Origin of the sequence: Acinetobacter sp. UBA3132 (assembly GCF_002364825.1) — a bacterium.
GTDB classification, from domain to species: Bacteria; Pseudomonadota; Gammaproteobacteria; order Pseudomonadales; family Moraxellaceae; genus Acinetobacter; species Acinetobacter schindleri.
The window spans coordinates 401-23840 of record NZ_DEZM01000175.1 but is presented as its reverse complement, the minus strand read 5'-3'; the positions used below and the strand labels follow the sequence as shown (position 1 = coordinate 23840).

General features: G+C 46.0%; 21 protein-coding genes and 1 pseudogene. 14 read left to right on the top strand and 8 right to left on the bottom strand.

Features of this window, described 5'->3' with window-relative positions:
* The first annotated feature begins 157 nt into the window (after positions 1-157).
* The 9 genes and pseudogenes from B4033_RS09490 to ahr all read left to right on the top strand — a co-directional run bounded on the left by B4033_RS09490 (position 158) and on the right by ahr (position 6603).
* Positions 158-862, top strand: a complete 705-nt coding sequence (locus B4033_RS09490) for an FKBP-type peptidyl-prolyl cis-trans isomerase (RefSeq protein ID WP_286833432.1) — start codon at positions 158-160, stop codon at positions 860-862.
* 49 nt (positions 863-911) lie between these two features.
* The gene (locus B4033_RS09485; protein ID WP_286833430.1) at positions 912-1601 is read left to right on the top strand and encodes an FKBP-type peptidyl-prolyl cis-trans isomerase; all 690 of its coding nucleotides are present in this window, start codon (positions 912-914) and stop codon (positions 1599-1601) included.
* Between the two features lie 140 nt (positions 1602-1741).
* Positions 1742-2476 (top strand): dienelactone hydrolase family protein, encoded by a 735-nt coding sequence (locus B4033_RS09480; RefSeq protein WP_286833428.1) that lies wholly within the window; start codon positions 1742-1744, stop codon positions 2474-2476.
* A gap of 71 nt (positions 2477-2547) precedes the next feature.
* Positions 2548-2916 (top strand): annotated as a pseudogene (locus B4033_RS09475) (HIT family protein); the annotation flags it as partial.
* A 158-nt stretch (positions 2917-3074) separates the two neighbouring features.
* A complete protein-coding gene (gene mutY, locus B4033_RS09470; RefSeq protein WP_286833426.1) occupies positions 3075-4103 on the top strand; it encodes an A/G-specific adenine glycosylase in 1029 nt (342 codons plus the stop codon).
* Between the two features lie 109 nt (positions 4104-4212).
* A complete protein-coding gene (locus B4033_RS09465; protein ID WP_286833461.1) occupies positions 4213-4716 on the top strand; it encodes a M23 family metallopeptidase in 504 nt (167 codons plus the stop codon).
* A gap of 15 nt (positions 4717-4731) precedes the next feature.
* Positions 4732-4977 (top strand): hypothetical protein, encoded by a 246-nt coding sequence (locus tag B4033_RS09460; protein WP_286833424.1) that lies wholly within the window; start codon positions 4732-4734, stop codon positions 4975-4977.
* Positions 4978-4993: 16 nt separating this feature from the next.
* Entirely contained in the window at positions 4994-5569 is a 576-nt protein-coding gene (locus B4033_RS09455) for a DNA-3-methyladenine glycosylase I (RefSeq protein WP_286833422.1), read from the top strand.
* An 11-nt stretch (positions 5570-5580) separates the two neighbouring features.
* Positions 5581-6603, top strand: a complete 1023-nt coding sequence (gene ahr, locus B4033_RS09450) for an NADPH-dependent aldehyde reductase Ahr (RefSeq protein WP_286833421.1) — start codon at positions 5581-5583, stop codon at positions 6601-6603.
* 71 nt (positions 6604-6674) lie between these two features.
* On the opposite strand, the gene B4033_RS09445 is transcribed toward ahr, so the two are convergent.
* On the bottom strand, positions 6675-7565 hold the full coding sequence (locus tag B4033_RS09445) for a LysR family transcriptional regulator (RefSeq protein WP_286833418.1): 891 nt from the start codon (positions 7563-7565) through the stop codon (positions 6675-6677).
* 112 nt (positions 7566-7677) lie between these two features.
* On the opposite strand from B4033_RS09445, the gene dkgB reads away from it, so the two are divergent.
* Both dkgB and B4033_RS09435 read left to right on the top strand, forming a co-directional pair.
* Positions 7678-8487 (top strand): 2,5-didehydrogluconate reductase DkgB, encoded by an 810-nt coding sequence (dkgB, locus tag B4033_RS09440; RefSeq protein WP_286833416.1) that lies wholly within the window; start codon positions 7678-7680, stop codon positions 8485-8487.
* A gap of 8 nt (positions 8488-8495) precedes the next feature.
* Positions 8496-9671 (top strand): MFS transporter, encoded by a 1176-nt coding sequence (locus B4033_RS09435; protein ID WP_163168935.1) that lies wholly within the window; start codon positions 8496-8498, stop codon positions 9669-9671.
* Positions 9672-9721: 50 nt separating this feature from the next.
* Here the strand turns inward: B4033_RS09435 and B4033_RS09430 are convergent, their stop codons facing one another.
* The 7 genes from B4033_RS09430 to B4033_RS09400 form a co-directional block, all read right to left on the bottom strand.
* Positions 9722-10366, bottom strand: a complete 645-nt coding sequence (locus B4033_RS09430; RefSeq protein ID WP_034592976.1) for a hypothetical protein — start codon at positions 10364-10366, stop codon at positions 9722-9724.
* Between the two features lie 62 nt (positions 10367-10428).
* A complete protein-coding gene (gene dapB, locus B4033_RS09425) occupies positions 10429-11250 on the bottom strand; it encodes a 4-hydroxy-tetrahydrodipicolinate reductase (protein ID WP_004895886.1) in 822 nt (273 codons plus the stop codon).
* A gap of 316 nt (positions 11251-11566) precedes the next feature.
* Positions 11567-12040, bottom strand: coding sequence for a Dps family protein (locus B4033_RS09420; protein WP_286833410.1), 474 nt, complete (start codon positions 12038-12040; stop codon positions 11567-11569).
* 297 nt (positions 12041-12337) lie between these two features.
* Positions 12338-13447, bottom strand: coding sequence for a molecular chaperone DnaJ (gene dnaJ, locus B4033_RS09415; protein ID WP_286833408.1), 1110 nt, complete (start codon positions 13445-13447; stop codon positions 12338-12340).
* 105 nt (positions 13448-13552) lie between these two features.
* Positions 13553-13930: a hypothetical protein gene (locus B4033_RS09410; RefSeq protein ID WP_004814094.1), complete on the bottom strand. Its 378-nt coding sequence runs from the start codon at positions 13928-13930 to the stop codon at positions 13553-13555.
* A gap of 132 nt (positions 13931-14062) precedes the next feature.
* Complete coding sequence (locus B4033_RS09405; RefSeq protein ID WP_286833405.1) at positions 14063-17197, bottom strand: efflux RND transporter permease subunit; 3135 nt, start codon at positions 17195-17197, stop codon at positions 14063-14065.
* Between the two features lie 2 nt (positions 17198-17199).
* On the bottom strand, positions 17200-18303 hold the full coding sequence (locus B4033_RS09400) for an efflux RND transporter periplasmic adaptor subunit (protein WP_286833403.1): 1104 nt from the start codon (positions 18301-18303) through the stop codon (positions 17200-17202).
* A gap of 148 nt (positions 18304-18451) precedes the next feature.
* On the opposite strand from B4033_RS09400, the gene B4033_RS09395 reads away from it, so the two are divergent.
* The 3 genes from B4033_RS09395 to B4033_RS09385 all read left to right on the top strand — a co-directional run.
* Positions 18452-19072, top strand: a complete 621-nt coding sequence (locus B4033_RS09395) for a TetR/AcrR family transcriptional regulator (protein WP_286833401.1) — start codon at positions 18452-18454, stop codon at positions 19070-19072.
* A gap of 145 nt (positions 19073-19217) precedes the next feature.
* Complete coding sequence (gene ppc, locus B4033_RS09390) at positions 19218-21902, top strand: phosphoenolpyruvate carboxylase (RefSeq protein ID WP_048882615.1); 2685 nt, start codon at positions 19218-19220, stop codon at positions 21900-21902.
* A gap of 298 nt (positions 21903-22200) precedes the next feature.
* Positions 22201-23440 (top strand): solute carrier family 23 protein (locus B4033_RS09385; RefSeq protein ID WP_286833398.1); only part of this gene is annotated, 1240 nt, incomplete at its 3' end.

The window sequence follows — 23440 nt, the reverse complement described above, 5'->3', positions numbered from 1 at the left end:
TAAAATAAAAAACCAGCAATAGCTGGTTTTTTATTTTATAAAACTCTACCAAACGGCGATGTTTGCTTGCTAAAAAACCACCCATTCTGCAAGATTTCTTAAAAATTTCTGCTAAGATGGAACGAACATTAACGATAACATCATATTGGAATAATACATGAGTAAGGCCTTACCGATTGCTGTCGCTGTTCTTCTAGGCGGTGCTGCGCTCGTTCCTGTTTACTATGCAACTCAACATCCGGTAAATCAAACTTCTAAGGCATCTAAAGATGCATCTGCAGTTTCTAAGATCAGCTATGCTCTCGGTTATGAAGTCGCACATCAAACTCCACCAGAGCTGGATATCAATAGCTTCATTACTGGTGTTCGTGATGGCCATGCCCGTAATGAGGCAGCCTATAATGAAGAAGAGCTACAGGCAGCTTATGAGCAGTTCCAGAAGGATATGCAGCAAAAGCAGCTTGATGATGCTAAAAAGGCCCAGGCTTCAAGTGATTCTTTCCTGACTGAAAATGGGAAAAAACCTGGCGTCAAGACCACCGCTTCAGGCCTGCAATACCTGGTAACCAAAGAAGGTATAGGAAAATCACCTGCTGCAGATTCTATGGTCAAAGTTCACTATACTGGCAAGCTGGTTGACGGTACAGTATTTGACAGTTCAGTAGAACGTGGTGAACCAATCGAATTCCCACTGAATCAGGTCATTCCAGGCTGGACTGAAGGTCTACAGCTGATGAAAGAAGGCGGTAAAGCCACCTTCTATATCCCATCTCAGCTCGGTTATGGTCAGCAAGGCGTTCCAGGTACCATCCCGCCGAACAGCACCTTGATTTTTGATGTTGAACTCATCGAAGTAAAATAATACGGTTTAGGGAGAGCAATATGCTCTCCCTTGTTTTTGAGAAACTAGAATGAAAATACAAATTAGTCTTGCTGCCCTGCTGTTATGTTCCGGTAGCCTATACGCCAAAGATATCACCACCAAAAGTACAGAAGCAGAACAGGTGGGTTACAGCTTTGGCTATCTTATGGGTCGCAATAATGCCGATTCATTAAAAGGCATCAATCTGGATGCATTTAGTGCTGGACTGAAAGCCGCAGCGTCAGGGCAAAAAGCCAGCTTGACTGAAGAAGAAATGGCCAAGGTTCTGATGCAATACAAGCGTCAGGCCGATGCTCGCGAGTTAATTGAGCTCAAGAAAACAGCTGAAGAAAATGCCAAAATTGGCCGTGAATTCCTGGCTGAAAATGCCAAAAAACCAGAGATTAAAACGACTAAATCAGGACTTCAATATCAGATCCTGCAAGATGGCAAAGGAAAATCGCCAAATGCGAACAGTAATGTCAAAGTACATTATGAAGGTCGTCTGATTGATGGTACTGTATTTGACAGTTCAATTGCACGTAATCAGCCGGTCGTATTCAAGACCAGTCAGGTGATTATGGGATGGACCGAAGGTCTGCAACTGATGAAACCTGGTGCCAAATACCGTTTCTTTATACCCGCAGAACTTGCTTATGGGCAAATTGGTTCAGGTGATGTGATTGAACCGAATAGCACCCTGATCTTCGATATTGAACTGATTGAAGTCATGAAATAATCAAAAAGGAGATATCTGGGCATATCTCCTTTTTTTGACTAAAAAGAACAAATTAATCTGCTGTAATCCTGTGACATCTGTTTGGCTTTTGCTATGTTTATGCTTTCATCAAAATACTGAACAACAATAGAGGAACTTCCATGGCAGCAATAAAGACACGTGAGATTCAATATACGGCGCAGGATGGCAGCCAGTTAATCGGTTATTTTGCAGCGCCCGAATCTGATACGCCTGTTCCAGGCGTGATTGTGGCACCTGAATGGTGGGGGCGTAATGACTATACCGAACAGCGTGCCCGTGAACTGGCTGAACACGGCTATGCTGCCCTGGCGATTGATATGTATGGCGATAAAAAAGTCACCACGGCATCGAATCAAGCCTATGAATGGATGATGCAGACTTTTGAAGATCCCGATACGATTGTGAACCGTGCTACGGCTGCCCTGAATACCCTCGCTGCACAAGATGAAGTTGATGCAGATAAACTGGCAGCAATCGGTTTCTGTTATGGCGGTAAAGTTGTACTCGATCTGGCGCGTTCTAATGCCTCATTGCAGGCAGTAGTAACTTTCCATGCCAATCTGTCACCCAAAGCACCTGCTCAAGAAGGTCAGGTTCAGGCTGAAATTCTTGTCTTGCACGGTGAACAGGACAGCATGGTTTCACTGGATGATGTTGAAAGTTTCCGTAAGGAAATGCAGGCCGCCAATGTGAAATACGACGTGATCATCTTCAAAGATGCCAAACATGGCTTTAGCAACCCGCTTGCCGATGAACGGGCCAAAGCCAATGGTGTAGACCTTGGTTACAATGCTGAAGCAGAAAAACAGAGCCTTGAGGCAATGTATGCCCTGCTGGCACGTCGCCTGGCGTAAAGAATATTTGTGCTATTCCACTCTGAGAGGGAGCGGATTAGTGCAAAAATGATTATTCAAGAAGAAATAAGGAGAATGAAATGGCTGAGAACAACTGTCCATACTGCAACTATGACGAATATGATGTCATTGCCAAAAATGACTTTGGTGTGGTGTTGCCTGAATCGAATTCATTGTCCCAAGGGCATAGTGTAATCGTTCCACTGCGTCATGTGGCTTCTTTTTTTGAAATTACCGATAAGGAACGTAAAAGCTTGATGTTTTTGCTGGAACAGGCACGTAATGAACTGAATTTACGTTATCAGCCATCTGGCTTCCATGTAGGTTTTAATGATGGTGAGGTATTCAAGACAAAGTCTGAACACCTGCATATTCACCTTATTCCACGTTATGAAGGCAAAGTGCTGAAACTGGATGCCCGTTGGGGAATTGAAGACTAAATTCAGTTTTTAGCTCAAGTTTTACCAGAGTGAATGAACTTCGGATCATTCACTTTTTTATGGCCTGATCTGCCTGTTTACCTTGATACACTTTTCACCGATTCCTTTAGCTGAATCCGCTATAATGCCTTTCTGTTTCCCTGCCCTGTCCAGTATTCATGTTTGTATTTTCAGATGCGCTTTTAGAATGGTTTGATGTTCATGGCCGGCATGACTTGCCGTGGCAGGTAGCAGATGATCCCTACAAAGTCTGGGTCTCTGAAATTATGCTGCAGCAGACTCAGGTCAAAACGGTATTACAGTACTTTGACCGTTTTATTGCACGCTTTCCTACGGTTCAGGACTTGGGAACCGCGACTTGGGATGAGGTTGCCCCCTACTGGGCTGGTCTTGGCTATTATGCCCGGGCACGTAATCTGCATAAAGCAGCTGGAATTGTAGCTAAGCAAGGTCATTTTCCTGAAACCCTGGAAGAATGGATTGCCCTGCCGGGTATTGGCCGCTCGACGGCTGGTGCATTGATGTCTTTAGGGCTACGTAAATATGGCGTGATTATGGATGGTAATGTCAAACGGGTTTTGTCACGTTTCTTTGCCATTGAAGATGATCTGTCTAAGCCCATTCATGAACGTGCCATGTGGCAACTGGCTGAAGAGCTATGTCCTAACGAACGTAATCATGACTATACCCAGGCAATTATGGATCTGGGAGCCACAGTTTGTACCCCCAGGAAACCGCTGTGTCTGTATTGTCCGATGCAACAGCATTGCCAGGCACATCAGCAAGGCTTAGAAAACGAGCTGCCTTTTAAAAAAGCTAAAAAACCAGTACCGGTGAAATCTGCCCAGGTACTGATCTTACAATGTGGTGATCAATGGCTGTGGCAGCAACGTCCTAATACTGGACTTTGGGGTGGTCTGTGGTGCTTGCCGATTATTGAAGAAGTACATGAACTGGATGTATTAAAACAAAGTCTAGGCTTAAAACAGTTCATACAAAAAGTCGAAATTTCGCATAGTTTTACCCATTTTACCTGGCAGCTGGAAGGTCTGGTATTTGCTATTGATGCTGATCTGCAAGAACATTTAGCCATTGAACTGAACGGTATCTGGCTGGAGCCAACCGCGGCAGTTCAGGCCGGCATCCCCACAGCAATGAAAAAATTGATCTCTGCAACTCAACTGTGACATATTTAGAAATACGAGATTTTTAACTTAATAATTTTGAACTTGATGCGGGCGCACAAGGAAGGATGCTTTGCAGCACAATATTCGTTTTGCCATTATTTCTGTTTTAATGCTGCTATTGGCAGCATGTAGCTCTACTCCTAAACAGTCGGGTTCTGCAGTACTGAATCCGATTCTGGTGCAGCAACTGAGGAATACATCAATGCCCTCCCGGCTGCCGATCCCGGTAGATAACATCAAGAGACATCAGCTCAAGGATACCTGGGGCGCTTCCCGCAGCAGTGGCCGCCTGCATGAGGGTATCGACATTATGGCTCCACGTGGAACCAAGGTTCTGAGTGCGACGGAGGGCATGATTGCAGACTTACGCAATAACAATTTGGGTGGTAAAGTGATCTGGATACTCGGCCCGGGTGGAACCTGGCATTATTATGCGCATCTCGACGGGCATAAGCGCGGCTTGAGTGTCGGGGACTATGTCAAAAAAGGTCAGGTGATTGGCTATGTTGGCAATAGCGGTAATGCACAGCATACTGCGCCTCACCTGCATTATGGGCTTTATCTGCAGGGTAAAGGCCGTGGTGCAGTAAATCCTTATCCATATTTACGTTAATTTTAGGAAATGTACATGTCAGAAGCGTTGATCAACCGTCTGGTAGAATTTGCTGAGTCAGGCAATCAACAAAAAATCGTGCTCAATGACCAGACTTATCAGGGCTGGATTATGGAAATCACCGAAGATGCACTTCTGATCAGTACCGGTTATACCGATAAGAGCGGCAAAGACGCCTGGATCCAGTTTAGTGATCTGGAGCAGGCAGAGTTATCTTACTGGGATAACCAGCAAGATCAATGGACCATGTTTAAACTATAAATGTAAGGAGCATTACATGACCATTCAACGCTGTGGCTGGTGCTCCGATAATCCTCTTTATATTCAATATCACGACCAGGAATGGGGTCAGGTTGTTCTGGTTGAACAGCGTCTGTTTGAAATGCTGTGTCTGGAAGGACAGCAAGCAGGATTGGCCTGGATCACGGTCCTGAAAAAGCGTGAAGCATACCGTGAACATTTCTTTCAATATTCTATTGCAACCATTGCTGCCTTTACAGATGAGCAACTCACAGCAAAACTGCAAGATGCTAGTCTGATCCGGCATATCGGTAAACTGACAGCCATTCGGGATAATGCCCGGGCCTGGCAACAGCTGAAATCTCAAGATCATGATGTAGTCGAATGGTTATGGTCTTTTGCCCGGCAGCCACGTTTAAATAATGATGTGGCAAATTATCGGCAGGCTCCGGCACAGACTGCTGAAAGTCAGCACATGTCCAAAGCCTTGAAAAAAGCTGGTTTCAGATTTGTTGGTCCAACGATTTGTTATGCCTTTATGCAGGCAGTGGGCATGGTCGATGACCATGAAAATCACTGTCACTTTAAAAACAAGATCCTCTCATTCAAATAAGAGCTGAGCCCATGTCTAATAATACCATTCAAGCCTATGCCGCGATGTCTGCAGGTGCAGTACTAGAGCCTTATCAATTTGATGCAGGTGAACTTCAGCCACATCAGGTCGAAGTCAAAGTTGAATATTGTGGTCTGTGCCATTCCGATATTTCAGTGCTCAATAACGACTGGGGATCTTCAGTCTATCCTGTTGTAGCCGGCCATGAAATTATTGGCACAATCACACAACTGGGTGCGGAAGCCAAAGGTTTAAAGGTCGGTCAGCGTGTCGGTATTGGCTGGACAGCAGAAAGTTGTCAGTATTGTGACCCGTGTATTTCAGGTCAACAGGTCATGTGTACTGGGGGTCAGGTGGCCACAATTGTTAGTCATGCCGGCGGTTTTGCCGATAAAGTCCGGGCTGGCTGGCAATGGGCAATTCCTTTACCAGAAGATCTGGATCCGACCAGTGCCGGTCCCCTGCTCTGTGGTGGTATTACCGTATTTGATCCGATTCTGAAACATCAAATTCAGGCCATTCACCATGTCGGTGTGATTGGCATTGGTGGTTTAGGGCATATCGCCATTAAATTGCTCAAAGCTTGGGGCTGTGAGGTTACTGCTTTTACCTCCAACCTGGATAAAACCGATGAGCTGAAAGCGATGGGTGCGGATCATGTGGTGAACAGCCGTGATCCGGCAGCGATTAAAAAACTGCGTGGTAAATTCGATCTGCTGCTCAGTACCGTGAATGTCACGTTGGACTGGCAGGCTTATCTGGCGACACTGGCACCGAATGGTACCGTGCATATGCTGGGCTTACCTTTAGAGCCGATGCAGATTTCGGCTGGCTCATTAATTGGCGGTGCCAAATCCGTGACTGGTTCACCGACAGGTTCTCCAGCAGCTTTACGTCAGTTACTGAAATTTGCTGCGCGTAAAAATATTGCGCCACAAATTGAATTATTTCCAATGTCAGATATCAATACAGCGATTGAACGTCTTCACTCAGGCAAAGCCCGTTACCGGATCGTGTTGAAAGCAGATTTTTAAATTGTTGATTTGAATACACTCATCTGCCCCACTGCAAGAGTCGGGCAGATTTTTATTGTATCAATAAACTTTTAGAGATATTTCGCCAATTTAGTGGCTAGAAACTCGATAAATAAATGTACCCGTTTCGGTAAATGTTCCTGTCGATAATAGACTGCATGAATATTCTGATACTGCAATTCAATCTGATCTTCAAACAGCGCCTGTAAACGTCCTGCCTGCAAATCTTCCTGCACCAGAAAGCGCGATAGGCAGGTGATCCCCACTCCATGTAAAGCTAATTGACGAATAGTTTCCCCATTAGACGCTTTGATCTTGGGTTCGACCGTAATATGTCTATCATTTAGCTGAATCGGCCAGGTATTTAGATGGGTTGGATGGCTAAAGCCCAATAGTGTATGTTGAGATAAGTCTTCAACAGATCGAGGAACACCCTTCTGTTGTACATAATCAGGACTTGCAACAATATAAAGGCGGCTGCGACATAACAATCGGGCATGCAGACTGGAATCCTGTAACTCACCAAAACGGATGGCCACATCGGTTTTATGCTCCAGAAGATCAATCACCTGATCATGATTATTCAGCTCAATCTCAATATTGGGATATTGCTGCATAAATTCCTGGATCAGTGGCACAATCACATGCAGGACAAAAGGTGTGGCTGAATCAACCCGGATCAAGCCTGCAGTATCGATATCTGATTTCAGCAAGGCATCTTCAGCTTCTGCCAGGTCATTCAGAATCTTGCGTGATTTTTCTAGAAATAATTGCCCTTCCTGGGTCAATTTCAGTTTACGTGTCGTGCGTTCCAATAAAGTGACATTCAACTTATTTTCCAGACGCTGCAATGCCCGACTGATGCCTGAAGTTGTCTGCCCCAACCGCTCTGCCGCTCTGATAATCGAACCATTGTCTACGATAGTGACAAAGGCTTGTAGTTCCTCAATGGTCGATTTCATCCTGCATCCTTTTTTTGATTTCTAGTCAATAATATTTTGCAAATTAGACTATTTTTTAGCAACAATAAAAATCGCAAAATACTTCACATCAAAAATAAGCAAGATTGAATTTATGAAAATTGTTCCACAAATGGGTGTAGGCACCTTTCGTCTCTCTGGACAGGCCGTGATTGACTCAGTAAAAACCGCATTAGAAGTTGGCTATCGTGCTGTAGATACTGCACAGATCTATGCCAATGAAGCTGAAGTTGGTCAGGCAATTGCTGAAAGCCAAGTCAACCGCAATGAGCTGTTTATCACTACGAAAATCTGGACAGATAACTACGCGCCAGACAAACTGATTCCAAGCCTCAAAGAAAGCTTGCAAAAGTTACACACCGACACAGTCAACCTAACCCTAGTCCACTGGCCAGCGCCGAAACTCGGCACTCACATTCCTGAACTGATGCAAAGTCTGCTGGAAGCCAAACAGCAAGGACTGACTGAACATATCGGTATTTCCAACTTTAATATCGAGTTAACCCAGCAAGCAATTGACAGTATTGGGCTGGAACATATTGCGACCAACCAGATTGAATTGAGTCCTTATCTGCAAAACCAAAAACTGGTCGATTTTTTGCAATCACAGAATATTGATGTAACGTCTTATATGACCTTGGCTTATGGCAAAGTCTTGAATGATCCAGTCCTGCAAGAGATTGCTGCACAACATCATCAGGCTTCAACTGCACAAATTGCCCTGGCCTGGGCCTTACAAAAAGGCTTTGCTGTGATTCCCTCTTCTACCAAGCGTGAACATCTACTGGCTAATCTGGCTGCACAGGATATCCAGCTGACTCAAGAAGAAATGGCACTGATCAATACGGTGGAACGTAATGGTCGTGAAGTTGATCCAGAACAGTTAGCACCAATCTGGGATTAAGCACACGAATGAAAATTAACTTTCCCTTATTGGCTTTGGCTGTAGGTGCCTTTGCCATTGGTACCACTGAATTTTCTCCCATGGGCTTTTTACCGGAAATTGCCCGGGATCTGGACATCTCGATTCCGCGTGCCGGTATGCTCATCAGCGCTTATGCGCTCGGTGTGATGATAGGTGCACCGCTAATGACCTTATGGCTCAGTCGCTATTCCAAACGTAAATCGCTGATCTTGCTTATGGCGATCTTTACGATTGGCAATTTACTGGCGATGCTTGCTCCGAACTATCTCGGGCTGATGGGTGCACGACTGATTACCAGCTTAAATCATGGGGCTTTCTTTGGCATAGGCTCAGTCGTGGCCGCCAGTGTAGTTCCCAAAGATAAACAGGCCAGTGCCGTTGCGATGATGTTTATGGGGCTGACCATTGCCAATATCGGTGGTGTGCCCTTGGCGACCTGGGTTGGTCAACATATCGGCTGGCGCATGGCTTTTTGTGGAATTTCTCTACTTGGTCTGCTCACCATGTTCTCTCTCTGGAAAGCACTACCCGAAGGCCAAAGCAGTCAAAAACCGGATGTCCGTAGAGAACTTAAAGTCCTGACCCGATTGCCTGTCGTCCTTGCCTTGCTGACGACCGTCATGAGTGCCGGTGCCATGTTTGCGCTCTACACCTATATTGCACCAAGCTTGCAAAGTTTTACTCAAGCTTCACCGACCTTGATTACCCTGATGCTGGTTCTGATTGGAGTAGGCTTTTCCATTGGTAATCATCTGGGTGGCAAATTTGCAGACCTGTCACTGGATAAAACCCTGATTGGCTTCCTGTTACTCTTGATGCTGATGATGTTGCTCTTCCCGATTTTGGCTACGACTGCCATTGGTGCAGCACTGGCTTTAATTATCTGGGGCGCTGCAGCATTTGCTGTAGTACCGCCACTGCAAATGCGGGTCATGTCTGTCGCACATGAAGCACCGGGACTCGCCTCTTCAGTCAATATTGGTGCCTTTAATCTGGGCAATGCTGTTGGTGCGATTGCCGGGGCTGCTGTGCTGAATCTTGGTTTGAGCTACAGTGCAGTTTCCTTTGCTGGCGCTGGTCTGAGTGCATTGGCATTGTTACTGGTTTTACTGCAAATGAAGATCGCTGCACCACAAACTGTGGATGTTGCATCCTGTAGCTAAAAGCCCTTGCCATAAAAAGTCCGCATCAAGCGGGCTTTTTTTATGACTGACTAACGCAGTGCTTCTGGCAATACCGGAACTGTCGAGGATTTATTCAGTTCCAGCTTCATTTTTTGCAACATCTGATAAGGCTGCTGCTGTACAAACATATTTACAAAAGTCAGCGGGATAGAGCCTTCAGGATTGGCATAACCATAAGTAGAGACCTTGACCTTTTTCTCGCCTAAACGGTTAAAAGTCCAATCACCTTCATAATGGGTCAAGCGTACATAATCCGGATTCAGTGGATAGCCCTTTTGAATGGCTTTGTTCTTAATCGTGATCTGGCCATTGGCTTCACGGATCATTTTCCCTTGTACCACTAAGTCCCGGTCTTTCAGCGGAAATGGAAAATCCAGCACCATATACAAGGTGAAATCGCCCTTTTTGTCATCCCGGGAGAGTAGCTTCACATTGCCCATATAAGGCACCCATTTCACTGCATTATCGACATCAATAATCAGGTGCACTGCCTGTTCGATCGGTACATCATAGGTCGTTTCAGCTTTATACAGAAAAACCGGATTGTTCTTGTCTTGATAGGTCCAGACCTTGATATTATTTTTATTAATACTGAGTTTGGCATTTGGTACAGATTTAGGCTGTGCTGCGGCGGCAAATGCCACAGCACAGATCATGAGTATGACTTTTTTCATTCCATTGTCGTCTTATTTTAGTTTTAGTTATTCTTATACTTATAAATGATTTTGACGAAAATTTAAACTTGAATATCGTTAAAACCAAGTACATCTTTCATGTCATATTTACGCGCCTCGCGACCAACTACCCAAGCTGCGGCACGTACTGCACCTGAAGCGAAGTTCATGCGGTTAGTGGCTTTATGGGTAATCTCAACGCGTTCGCCATCGGCAATAAACATCGCTGTATGCTCACCCACAATATCACCACCACGAATCGTTTGGAAGCCGATACTTTGACGCTCACGTGGACCTGTATGGCCTTCACGGTGATAGACTGCATCTTTTTTCAGATCACGGCCAAGTGCATCTGCAATTGCTTCACCCCACATCAGTGCTGTGCCTGATGGTGCATCCACTTTATGACGATGGTGCGCTTCAATCACTTCAATATCAACGGTATCACCAAAAACTTTAGATGCGAGCTCTAGTAGTTTAATTGACACGTTTACACCCACTGAATAGTTGGCAGCGTAAACTACAGGGGTTTCAGTTGCAGATTCATCGAGGTAAGCTTTTTGTTCGTCGTTGAGACCCGTGGTACCAATCACGATGGCCACGCCATTTTCACGGCACACTTTAAGGTGATGTACAGTGGCTGCAGGTGCAGTGAAGTCAATGACAACATCACAGTCTTTCACCACTTCTTCAAGGCTACCAACAACTTTTACGTCAACTGCACCAATACCTGCCATTTCACCTGCATCTGTACCAATTAAGGTACTTTCTGGGCGTTCAACTGCTGCGCCCAATTGATAGCCGGCTTCTTTCACTGCCTGAATAAGGATGCGTCCCATACGGCCGCCTGCCCCTAAAATTCCAATGCGTGGTGTCGCTGACATAACATAGTCCTGATATTGATTCGAAATTGTTCTTACTATAGCAAAACTCGCTCCTAACACTAAGATTGATCGCATAAAAATCAATGAAAAGAATTAAAGAAGGTCATGAGCGTTTTTGATATGCAGGGGAAGTGTTTAATTAAATTCTAAAGAGTCGGCTTTCTATAAAATATTGGGCAAGCTATTTTTCCTGAATACACGATGAGCTCAGGATTAAAAAATATAAAAAGCCCATAGGATCACCATGGGCCAGTTGTATGAGAGCAATACCTTGAAAATAGGAAAATAAAAATTCAGCTTTGTATATCTGAAAGATTTACTCTTCTAACAGGCTTCTTAACATCCAGGCTGTTTTCTCGTGCACATTCAGACGTTGAGTCAGGATATCTGCAGTTGGCTGGTCATTTGCCTTGTCTACAATATCAAACATGCTTCTTGGGGTACGGGCAACCGTCTCATGGGCATTGACCAGTAAGCGAATCATTTCCTCCGCTTTAGGTACACCTTCAATTTCTTCAATAGAAGTCAGTTTTGCAAACTGTTGATAGGTTCCTGGTGTCGGAAAGCCCAAAGAACGGATCCGTTCTGCAATAATGTCTAAAGCATTCCACTGTTCGGTATACTGCTGCATGAACATGTTATGTAAAGTATTAAATTGCGGGCCGGTGACATTCCAGTGAAAGTTATGGGTCATTAAATATAAGGTGTAGCTATCGGCAAGTAGTCTGGATAGACCTTCTACAATTTCCGCTCTGTCTTCGGCTGAAATACCAATATTTACTTTTATCATCTCGGTTACCTTAAATTTTAAAAAAATTATGCGTGATCAACTTCTTTATTCTTATAATCAGTTTAGCTACTTCAGCAAATTGCAAAAGATGAGATCAGTATCATTTATGTTAGCTTTGTTGAAATAACAGAATAAGTTCAAGCCACAGGAATATAAAGTAAGACAGAAGCTTTACTGAGTAGTGAACTTATACAGAAACCTGAGGAAGATACCAATTTTTTCTTTTTAAGAAGCGGTGAACTGTAAAGCTGAGATATAAAAAAGGACGCCTGAGCGTCCTTTTCTATTCTCATTCAATTAGTCAAACAGACGATCGAAGAATGATTTTTTCTTCGGTGAAGATTGGCTACCTTCCCCATCCATTGATGCTTGCAGCTCTTTCAACAATTCACGCTGACGTGCAGTCAGGTTTACCGGTGTTTCAACCACAATCCGGCATAACAGGTCACCAGTCATGCTGGTACGAACAGGTTTTACACCCTTACCACGTAAACGGAATAATTTACCGGTTTGCGTACCTTCCGGGATTTTCAGGCTGACACGGCCATCCAGGGTTGGGATTTCAATCTCTTTACCCAATGCAGCATCAGCAATTGAAACAGGCACATCCATATACAGGTCAGCACCATCACGCTGGAAGATCTCGTGCTCACGCACCACCACTTCTACGTACAGATCGCCTGATTGACCATCACGGATCGCTTCACCTTTACCGGTTAAACGTACGCGGTCGCCATTGTCCACACCGGCTGGAATGGTAACTTCCAGGGTTTGCTGACGATCAGATACGCCCGAACCATGACATTTATTACATGGATTCTTGATGATCTTGCCTTGACCACGACAGGTGCTACAGGTTTGCTGTACAGAGAAGAAGCCCTGCTGCATACGTACCTGGCCCGCACCATGACAGGTCGGACAAGTTTCCACATCATTCGGATTTTTGGAACCTTTACCATCACAGGCATCACATGGTGCAGGCGCAGTGAAGGTAATAGTTTTCTTGACGCCTTTGACTGCTTCTTCCAGGCTCAGTTCCATGACATAACGTAAGTCAGAACCACGGCGCGCACGTTGTTGCTGACGACTGCCACCAAATGCCCCACCAAAGATGTCACCGAACTGGCTGAAAATATCTTCTGCGCTAAAACCACCGCCGAAGCCGCCGCCGCCCATACCACCTTCAAAGGCTTGATGGCCCATGCGGTCGTACATGCTGCGTTTCTCGCTATCAGACAGCACTTCATAAGCTTCTGAAGCTTCTTTAAATTTCTCTTCAGCTTCTGGATTGTCAGGGTTGCGGTCTGGATGATATTTCATCGCCAACTTACGGTAGGCTTTTTTAATCTCATCATCACTAGCGGTTTTAGCAACACCCAAAACCTCATAATAATCACGTTTAGCCATGTCTGGCGATGCTCCTCACGGAATTTTATTTAATACTTAACTGTGGTCTGAAATTGGGGGTCAAACCAGTTTTTACAAGGGGGAATCTGAAAAAAAATCGAAAGCCTAGAAGACAGCTTTGCTTTGATAGAATTTGGACACGCCCTTGAACCAGGCATTAATCATGAAAATAAACGCAATAAAGCTGAATACGACGCCAGCGACCGTGCAGGCTTTCACCCATAACATACTGTCCCAGGCATGGAAAAAGAGTGGAATAAACCAGAGGGCTGCAAAAACAGCCAGCATGGTATAGATCACCACATTACGCATGATCCACAGCGCTTGTGCCTGTAGCCAGACTTCTGCATAGTCGACCTGAGCGACTTTGCGTGCTAACCAATAAGAAAAAATTCCAAAAATCACGGTAAAAGAGGCTAAAAACATGAACACATATGCAATGGCTACAGAGCGCCGCATTTGAGTTAAACTTTTTTGATTCATGTCTCTTTCAACCTCGTTGTCCGTTTCTGCAACACTGGAAAAACGGCAACTTCGCATTTTTTAAAATTGTAAAATTATCAGGCACTACTATATTAAAAAATTTAATATTTCGCACCTGATTTTAAGACAGTTTTAGACCGATTGCGAAGTTTTCTTTACCTTAAACCATTGCGCATACAAGGCCGGCAGGAAAAACAGGGTTAACAGTGTTGCCACAATCAGTCCGCCCATGATGGCAACTGCCATTGGACCGAAGAAAATGCTACGTGAAAGTGGAATCATGGCCAGTACAGCAGCCAGGGCAGTCAATACAATTGGACGGCAACGGCGTACCGTGGCATTGATGATGGCATCCCACTGTGATTCCCCTGCCTGAATATCCTGTTCAATCTGATCAATCAGAATCAGGGAATTACGCATGATCATGCCTGAGAGTGCAATCGTACCCAGCATGGCGACGAAACCAAACGGTTTATTGAACAATAACAGAAAGAGTACCACGCCAATGATACCCAGTGGCGCGGTCAGGAACACAATAAAGGTCCGTGATATACTTCTCAGCTGGATCATCAGCAGGGTCAGAACTACTGCCAGGAACAATGGCATACCGGCATTCACAGATGTCTGACCACGTGCTGATTCCTCTACGGTTCCGCCTACCTCAATCAAGTAGCCACTTGGTAATTGAGCTTTAATGCTCTCCAAGACAGGAGCAAGCTGATTGACCACGGTGGCTGGTTGTAAATTGCTGCGGATATCCGCACGTACGGTAATCGTCGGCAAACGGTTACGATGCCAGATTAGTCCCTCTTCAAAGCTGTATTCAATACTGGCAATCTGCGCCAAGGGCACAGAGTTACCATGTGCAGTGGGTACCGCCAGGCTGCTTAAAGATGCCACATCGACACGTTCAGCCTGCTCACCACGCAGACGGATTTCAATCAGCTCACGTTTTTCCCGGAACTGATCCAGTCCCGCGCCTGCAATGGAGCTGTTCAGGAAATTGGCCAGATCACTACTGCTCACCCCCATCTGGCGAGCACGGTCCTGATCAATGTCTAATTTGATTACTTTGCTTGGCTCGCCCCAGTCTAGATGTACATTGGTGGTATTCTGGTTTTCGGCTACCTTGGCAGCGACTTTTTGTGCCCAGGTACGAACTAATCCTAGATCTTCACCAGAAACCCGGAACTGGAGTGGATAACCGACCGGTGGACCATTTTCCAGCAAAGATACACGGGTACGTACTTCAGGTAACAGCAGACGAATCTGCTTGCTTAAAGATTCACGGATTTCATTGCGATCTTCCAGGGAAGAGGCCAGCACCACAAATTGGGCAAAGCTGGTTTGAGGCAATTGCTGATCAAGTGGTAAGTAAAAACGCGGTGAGCCGGTGCCGACGTAAACGACATAATTATCAATCCCCTCCTGTTTGGACAGGAAAGCTTCGACTTTTTTCACGGCAGCTTCGGTGGCTTTCAGTGAAGCCCCCTCTTCCAGTTTCAGATCGACCAGAATTTCTGCTCGATTCGATGGTGGAAAGAACTGTTGCGGTACGAATTTAAACATGATGATCGACAGGACAAAAATTCCTACAGTCAACGCAATCACGGTCTTGCGATAAGTGACACAGGTATTTACCCAGCGTCTAAAACCCTGATAGAACCGGGTTTGATAAGGATCATGATGCTCCCCTGGATGCACAATCGGCTGTGGTTCAGGCTGCTTGCGCAGACGTGCCCATAAACGCTGATACCAAGGGGCTTTCTGGATCAGATCTCTATTAAAATCCGGCAGGAGTTTATCCCCCAGATAAGGAACAAACAGCACCGCAGCGATCCATGACACCAGCAAGGCAAGGGTCACCACCTGAAAGATGGAACGGGTATATTCCCCGGTACTAGATGCAGCAGTCGCAATTGGCAGGAAGCCAGCTGCCGTAATCAGGGTTCCGGTCAACATCGGAAATGCCGTGGTACGCCAGGCATGCCCGGCAGCTTCCAGCCGGCTATAGCCCTGTTCCATTTTGATCGCCATCATCTCAATGGCAATAATGGCATCATCAACCAGCAGGCCAAGTGCCAGAATCAAGGCACCTAAGGAAATCTTGTGCAGACCGACATCAAATAGCTGCATCCCGGCAAAGGTCATCGCCAGTACCAAAGGAATTGAAAAAGCCACCACCAGCCCAGGACGGAAACCGAGGGAGAAGAAGCTGACCAGAAGCACGATAATCACCGCTTCCGCCAGCACCTTCATAAACTCGTTGATACTGCGCTTTACCGCCACCGGTTGATCCGATACTTTTTGCAGGTCCATCCCCAGAGGCAGGGATTTCTGCAGGCGGGCAAATTCCTGTTCCAGATGTTTACCCAAGGCAATGATGTCCCCACCCTTACGCATCGATACCGCAATACCAATGCCGTTTTCCCCCATAAAACGCATGCGTGGCTGGGCGGGATCGGTAAAGCCGCGATAGACCTCTGCGACATCGCCGAGCTGGATGGTTTTACCATTCACATAGAGTGGCATCTGCTGTAGCTCTTCTACAGTCTGCAATGCACCGCTGACCCGAACCTGAATCCGGTCTGTGTCGGTTTCAAAGAAACCGGCATTGCTCATGGCATTTTGCTGTTGTAGCGATTGCTGAATGGCAGTGACTGGAATCCCCAGCTGTGCAGCTTTGGTATTAGAAATCTCAATCCAGATTTTCTGATCTTGCAGGCCAATCAGCTCAACTTTGGCAACATCTTTGACACGCTGCAATTGTAGTTGCAGACGGTCGGCATATTCTTTTAGTGTGGCATAGTCAAAATCTTTGCCTTTCAACACATAGATATTGCCGAAGGTATCGCCAAATTCATCGTTAAAGAACGGACCTTGCACGCCTTGTGGCAGTTCATGCCGGATATCATTAATTTTCTTACGGACGTTATACCAGACATCAGGAACTTCTCTGGATCGCAGCGAATCCTTGGCCACAAAGGTCACCAGCGATTCACCTGGACGGGAATAAGCCATGATGCGGTCATATTGTCCCGTGGTCATCAGTTCCTTTTCAATCCGGTCCGTGACCTGCAAGGAAACTTCCTGTGCACTGGCCCCCGGCCAGTAGGTCTGTACCACCATCACCTTAAAGGTAAAAGGCGGATCTTCACTCTGTGACAGTTTGGAATAGGACATGATGCCGACCAGACCCAGCAGAATCATGAAATACAGCACCAAACCCTTATTTTTCAGGGCCCATTCGGAAAGGTTAAAATTCATGTTTAACCTCCAGCCCGTATAGTTACACTACGGTTCTGACGGTCAATCGGACGGATCTTTTGCTGATCCCGGAGCAGGTGAATGCCTCCAATCACTACATAATCATCTGCTTTGAGGCCACTCAGCACAGGCACAGAATCACGGCCATAAGCCCCAATCTGTACCGGGATCTTACGCACGGTAGAGTCCGGCTTAACGACCATCACATAAGCCTGACCATCCGTCGCAGAGACACTGGATAAGGGTACGCTCAGAGCATTGTCCTGAGTTTTGATAAAGAATACACGGGCACTTTGTCCGAGCTGAATTGACTTCTGGCCTTCACGTAATGCTACCCGAACCGTAAAAGTCCGGGACTGATCTGCAGCCGGAGAAATCTCACGCACATAAGCACTGAATTTTTCATCTTTTTTCGACCAGAGGGTAACCCAAGCGGGCTGACCCACTTTAATTTCGCTCACCGCCTGTTCCGGTACCCCAATCACCACTTCACGATCTCCGGAGAGCGCAATTTCAAAGGCTGCCTGCCCTGCTGCCACGACCTGACCGACTTCAATATGACGTGCAGTAACCACGCCATTTTTATTGGCAATTAAGCGGTTATACCCCGTCTGGTTACGGCTGACATCATAATTGGACTGGGCCTGTTTCAGATTAGATAGAGCGGCCTTATATTGATTCTCGACTGCATCATATTGCGAGCGGCTGACCGCATTGGTCGGTAGTAACTGTTTAAAACGGTTCAGTTCATCTTCCGCAATTTTGGCTGCAGACTGGGCACTTTCCAGTTGGGCACGCGCTGCGTTTAACTGCAGTTCCGCATCCTTGACATCTAAGCTTGCCAGTACTTGCCCTACCCGAACCTGATCCCCGACATCGACATAACGCTGGGTGATCTGACCAGCGACCCGAAACGCCAGTGGCGTTTGCTGACGTGCCTGTACATCCCCGGCATAGCTTTTCTGTTCTAAATAGGAGGTATTCGGCTGAGTCACCATGACAAAGGGAACTTCCTGTTCTGTTGCCGCATTGTTTTTGCTGCATCCCCCTAATGTCACACTGCAAGCTATAATCATGCCGGTCAGGACGTACTGAATCGTGCTCATGTTGTCTGCTCTTATCAAATAATGATTTTTCTGGTCGATAGACTGCGCTATAGTGAACTGGTTATTTTTTAATTAATATACCATGCGGTACACTAATTAGAATTACCCCCATAAAACAATGACCATTTTTATTTTTTTGGAAAAAAATGTGCAAATTCCCGTAGGACGTCCTAAAGATATCGAAAAGCGCCGGCGGATTCTGGATGCGGCCAAACACCTGTTTTTGCAGCATGGCTATCATGGTTCCAGTATGAACCAGATTGCGCAGACTGCGGGCGTGACCAAGCTGACGGTATATAACCATTTTCAGGACAAAGCCACACTGTTTACCTGCGCGATTGAAGATACCTGCGAGCATCTGATTCCAGCCAGTCCAACGACACTGCTGCATGCCGAGAGCAATTTTCGTGATGCGTTGCATGAGGCCTGTATATTGTCGATGAATATGGTCAATCTGCCGGAAGCGATTAAACTGGATTTACTGCTGATGGAACTGGCTTCTGAGCAAAGCCCTTTAACCCAACAATTTTTTAATGCCTCACATCTGCGATTGAGCCAGCTCTGGCAAGAGTTCTTTCATCTGGCCCAGAGCTATCATTTTATTCAGCAAGATGATCCATTGCGTCAAACTGAACTGATGCTCTCACTGCTATTTGGTAACCGGCATCAGAAAGTTCTGCTGGGTGTGTTTCCCGTACCTGCCTTAGAACAACAGCAAATAATTATTCAGGACGCTATTCATATTTTCTTATTGCGCTATGCCGCCTAAAATGCCAATTTGTAATTAGATTCATACAAATTGGCATTCACCTTGCTATTTTATAGGCAGGTCGTGTCCGACTTTTGTCTGTAACGGGCTTGGAATGCTTTCCAGGCGCGGTATAGTCAGGAAATGCAACAGAGGGAATATAAAAATGGCTCAACAAATTGATGCACCACTACGCGAAGACGTACGTTTACTGGGCAATCTGCTCGGTGAAACCTTAAAGCTACATGCGGGGCAGGATTTGTTTAATCAGGTGGAACAGATTCGGGCGCTTTCCAAAGGTGCTCGCGACGGCCAGCTAGAAGCAGAAAAACAACTCGAACAGCTATTTCTCAGTCTGGAAGATGATGAAATCCTTCCGCTTACCCGCGCCTTTACCCACTTCCTGAACTTTGCCAATATTGCCGAGCAATATCACGTGGTCCGTCGTCGCCGTCAAAGCGAATTTGATGAAACTGCCGAATCGCCAAATCCCCTGGTTCCCCTATTTGAAAAATTTAAACAGCAGGAAATTTCCGCTGAAAGCCTATATCAGCAGATCTGCGAACTGAAAATTGAACTGGTACTGACTGCGCATCCAACTGAAGTCAGCCGCCGTACCCTGATTCAAAAATATGATGGTATCAATGACTGTCTGTCCAAATGCGACCAGCAGAAACTTACCCCTCGTGAACGCCAAGCCGTTTTGGCCGAACTGAAACAGCTAATCACGTCTGCCTGGCAGACTGATGAAATCCGTCAGCATCGTCCGACACCAGTCGATGAAGCCAAATGGGGCTTTACTACCATTGAACAGACCTTATGGAATGCAGTACCAAAATTCATCCGAGAACTGGATGGCATGGTACAGGAACAGTGCGGTCAGTCATTACCGCTCAGTGTGGCGCCAGTACGTTTTGCCTCCTGGATGGGGGGTGACCGTGACGGTAACCCGAATGTAACTCATCACATTACTCAGGAAGTACTGTGGCTGTCACGCTGGAAAGCTGCTGATCTGTATTTACGTGATATTGAAGATCTGCGCTGGGAACTGTCGATCCAGCAATGCAGTGAAGAACTGCAACAGGCGCTGGGCAGCTCACATCCGGAACCTTATCGTGAATATCTCCGTGACACCCGTGAACGCCTGAAAGCAACACGTCACTGGCTGGCAGAAAAACTGCATGGCAATGATGCCGATGACAGCCAGGTAATTAAAACCAAAGATGAGTTATTACAGCCTTTATTGCTGTGCTATCGCTCGCTGCTAGCGTGCAATCTGCCAGAAATTGCCAATGGCAAACTGCTGGACTTTATTTACCGTGTGAACAGTTTCGGCATTGAATTGCTGAAACTGGATATCCGTCAGGAATCTGGCCGTCACCGTCAGGCGATCTCTGCGATTACGGAGTATCTTGGTTTAGGTAATTTTGAAACCTGGACTGAACAGGCACGTCAAAATTTCTTATTACAGGAACTGCAAAGCAAGCGTCCGTTATTACCAAAATACCTCAATGAACCGGCCGGCAGCCTGATTGAGCATCCGGATGTGCAGGAAGTCTTCGCGACCATGCGTACGCTGGCAGAACAGCCAAGTGAATCACTCGGTGCCTATATCATTTCGATGGCGGAATATCCAAGTGATGTACTGGCGGTTTTATTATTGCAAAAAGAAGCAGGCATCAAGCAGGCTTTACGTGTAGTGCCTCTCTTTGAAACGTTGAAAGATCTCGACGGCGCAGCCAGCACCATGTCGACCCTGTTCAATATGCACTGGTATAAACAGCATATTCAGGGCAAGCATGAAGTCATGATTGGCTATTCAGATTCAGCCAAGGATGCCGGTTTTATGTCTGCCAACTGGGCGCAATACCGTGCCCAAGAGGAACTAACGGCTGTTGCAAAACAGCATGGTATCCAGCTGACGCTGTTCCACGGCCGTGGCGGTTCAATCAGCCGAGGGGGTGCTCCAACACAACAGGCCCTGTTCTCACAACCACCCGGCTCGATCTCAGGTGCGATTCGTGTCACTGAACAGGGTGAGATGATCCGCTTCAAGTTCGGTCTGGAAGGCATCGCGCTACAAAACCTGGAGATCTATACTGCGGCAACACTGGAAGCAACGCTATTGCCGCCCCCTGTGCCGAAAACAGAATGGCGTGACCTGATGCATCAGATGACCGATTTATCGGTACAGGTCTATCGCCAGACAGTCCGTGAAAATCCCCACTTTGTAAAATACCTGCGTACCGTCACCCCAGAACTGGAACTGCAAATGCTGCCCTTAGGTTCACGTCCAGCGAAACGTAAAGTCAGTGGCGGGATTGAATCTTTACGTGCAATTCCATGGGTCTTTGCCTGGACCCAGATCCGTTTGATGCTACCTGCCTGGCTCGGTACGGGTGCTGCATTAAATGAGGTACTGGATCAGGGTCAACGTGCCACACTCGATGAAATGCTAGCGCAGTGGCCATATTTCCAGACCCTGATTGATATGCTGGAAATGGTCCTGTCCAAAGCAGATGGTGATGTGGCATTGTATTATGAGTCACACTTGACTCATGATCCCGACCTGAAAGTATTGGGTGAGGAACTGCGTCAACGCCTGAAAGATGCGGTACAAACGCTGCTGACCTTAAAAGGTGAATCAAAACTGCTGACCAGTAACGATGTGCTGGATCAATCAATGCGTGTGCGTAAGCCCTATTTACTGCCGCTGCACTTGTTACAGGCCGAACTGATGAAACGCCGTCGTCTGTATCTGGCAGAGCAAAATGCTGAACACACTCCGGTAGATCATGCCTTAATGGTAAGTATTGCCGGAATTGCCGCTGGTTTACGTAATACGGGCTAAGTAATTTTTAATCATGAAGAAGCACATTTCCATGATGTGCTTTTTTATTGATCAGTCAATAGCCAAAAAAGCTTTCTTTTATATATCACATTAGATTTATTTATAGATCATCCCAAGAAGTAGCTGATGAATTAATCTACTGATTTCACTTTATTTTTAAACCACTTTACTTTTACCACACGGTAAAATCTCAAATAAAGTCATAGAATTAATTTGAACAAAAATTTTGTTTTGGTAATTAAATCTTCGAAAGAACAAGAGTATGATGTGCTCAATTTATCTTTTGAGTGCTCATTTTATGTCCAGTTGGTTTCCCAAATGGCGCCCTTATGAGGGCAGTATCGATGCACGACCAGTAGGTACCGCAGAGTATTTACCACCCGCACAAACTGTAATTCTGGGTGTACAACACGCTTTTGCAATGTTTGGTGCCACTGTACTGGCACCGTTTTTAATGGGCTTTGATCCAAACCTGGCAATCTTAATGTCAGGGATCTGTACCATTCTGTTCTTTATAATGACAGGTGGTCGAGTTCCAAGTTATTTAGGTTCAAGCTTTGCCTTCATTGGTGTGGTGATTGCGGCAACCGGTTATGCCGGTGGTGCTGGCCTCAATCCGAATATTGGCGTTGCAGCAGGCGGGATTATTGCCTGTGGTATCTTCTATGCCTTGATGGGTTTTCTGGTCATGGCAACAGGGACCCGCTGGATTGAAAAACTGATGCCACCAGTCGTCACTGGTGCGGTGGTCATGATTATTGGCTTGAACCTGGCTCCTGTGACTGTAAAAAGCGTGATGGGCAATACTTTTAATATGTGGATGTCTTTGGTCACAGTATTGTGTATGGGTTCAATTGCCGTATTCACTCGTGGCTTACTGCAACGTCTATTATTATTAGTCGGTCTATTGTTAGCGTATCTGATCTATTTCGTACTTAGCAATGTCATGGGTTATGGCACTGCAATTAATTTCCTGCCAATTCAGCAGGCTGCCTGGTTTGGTTTACCGACCTTCCATGCGCCGACTTTTGAATTGAATGCCATGCTGATTATTGCACCGATTGCCTTGATTCTGGTCGCTGAAAACCTCGGGCATATTAAAGCAGTCGGCGCAATGACTGGAGAAAACCTGGATCCGCATATTGGTAAAGCCTTTGTTGCGGATGGTGTTGCGACTACGTTAGCAGGTGGTGTCGGTGCTCCGGGGATGACCACGTATGGTGAAAACATCGGTGTGATGGCTGTGACTCGTGTCTACTCCACCATTATCTTTGCCGTAGCCGGTGTGTTTGCTGTGTTCCTGGGTTTATCACCGAAGTTTGGTGCAATCATTCATACCATTCCAACTGCGATTCTGACTGGTGCTTCGATTGTAGTCTTTGGTTTGATCACCATTGCCGGTGCAAAAATCTGGATTGAAAATAAAGTCGACTTCTCACAAAACAAAAATCTGATGGTTGCGGCTGTGACCATTATTTTAGGTACGGGTGACTTTGCCCTGCAATTCGGTAGTTTTAATCTGGGTGGTATTGGTACCG

Coding starts and splice junctions, on each gene's coding strand:
- B4033_RS09490 (WP_286833432.1), top strand. CDS start 158: ATGAGTAAGGCCTTACCGATTGCTGTCGCTGTTCTTCTAGGCGGTGCT.
- B4033_RS09455 (WP_286833422.1), top strand. CDS start 4,994: ATGACCATTCAACGCTGTGGCTGGTGCTCCGATAATCCTCTTTATATT.
- B4033_RS09485 (WP_286833430.1), top strand. CDS start 912: ATGAAAATACAAATTAGTCTTGCTGCCCTGCTGTTATGTTCCGGTAGC.
- ahr (WP_286833421.1), top strand. CDS start 5,581: ATGTCTAATAATACCATTCAAGCCTATGCCGCGATGTCTGCAGGTGCA.
- B4033_RS09465 (WP_286833461.1), top strand. CDS start 4,213: ATGCTGCTATTGGCAGCATGTAGCTCTACTCCTAAACAGTCGGGTTCT.
- dkgB (WP_286833416.1), top strand. CDS start 7,678: ATGAAAATTGTTCCACAAATGGGTGTAGGCACCTTTCGTCTCTCTGGA.
- B4033_RS09460 (WP_286833424.1), top strand. CDS start 4,732: ATGTCAGAAGCGTTGATCAACCGTCTGGTAGAATTTGCTGAGTCAGGC.
- dnaJ (WP_286833408.1), bottom strand. CDS start 13,447: ATGGCTAAACGTGATTATTATGAGGTTTTGGGTGTTGCTAAAACCGCT.
- mutY (WP_286833426.1), top strand. CDS start 3,075: ATGTTTGTATTTTCAGATGCGCTTTTAGAATGGTTTGATGTTCATGGC.
- dapB (WP_004895886.1), bottom strand. CDS start 11,250: ATGTCAGCGACACCACGCATTGGAATTTTAGGGGCAGGCGGCCGTATG.
- B4033_RS09445 (WP_286833418.1), bottom strand. CDS start 7,565: ATGAAATCGACCATTGAGGAACTACAAGCCTTTGTCACTATCGTAGAC.
- B4033_RS09435 (WP_163168935.1), top strand. CDS start 8,496: ATGAAAATTAACTTTCCCTTATTGGCTTTGGCTGTAGGTGCCTTTGCC.
- B4033_RS09430 (WP_034592976.1), bottom strand. CDS start 10,366: ATGAAAAAAGTCATACTCATGATCTGTGCTGTGGCATTTGCCGCCGCA.
- B4033_RS09480 (WP_286833428.1), top strand. CDS start 1,742: ATGGCAGCAATAAAGACACGTGAGATTCAATATACGGCGCAGGATGGC.
- B4033_RS09405 (WP_286833405.1), bottom strand. CDS start 17,197: ATGAATTTTAACCTTTCCGAATGGGCCCTGAAAAATAAGGGTTTGGTG.
- ppc (WP_048882615.1), top strand. CDS start 19,218: ATGGCTCAACAAATTGATGCACCACTACGCGAAGACGTACGTTTACTG.
- B4033_RS09410 (WP_004814094.1), bottom strand. CDS start 13,930: ATGAATCAAAAAAGTTTAACTCAAATGCGGCGCTCTGTAGCCATTGCA.
- B4033_RS09420 (WP_286833410.1), bottom strand. CDS start 12,040: ATGATAAAAGTAAATATTGGTATTTCAGCCGAAGACAGAGCGGAAATT.
- B4033_RS09400 (WP_286833403.1), bottom strand. CDS start 18,303: ATGAGCACGATTCAGTACGTCCTGACCGGCATGATTATAGCTTGCAGT.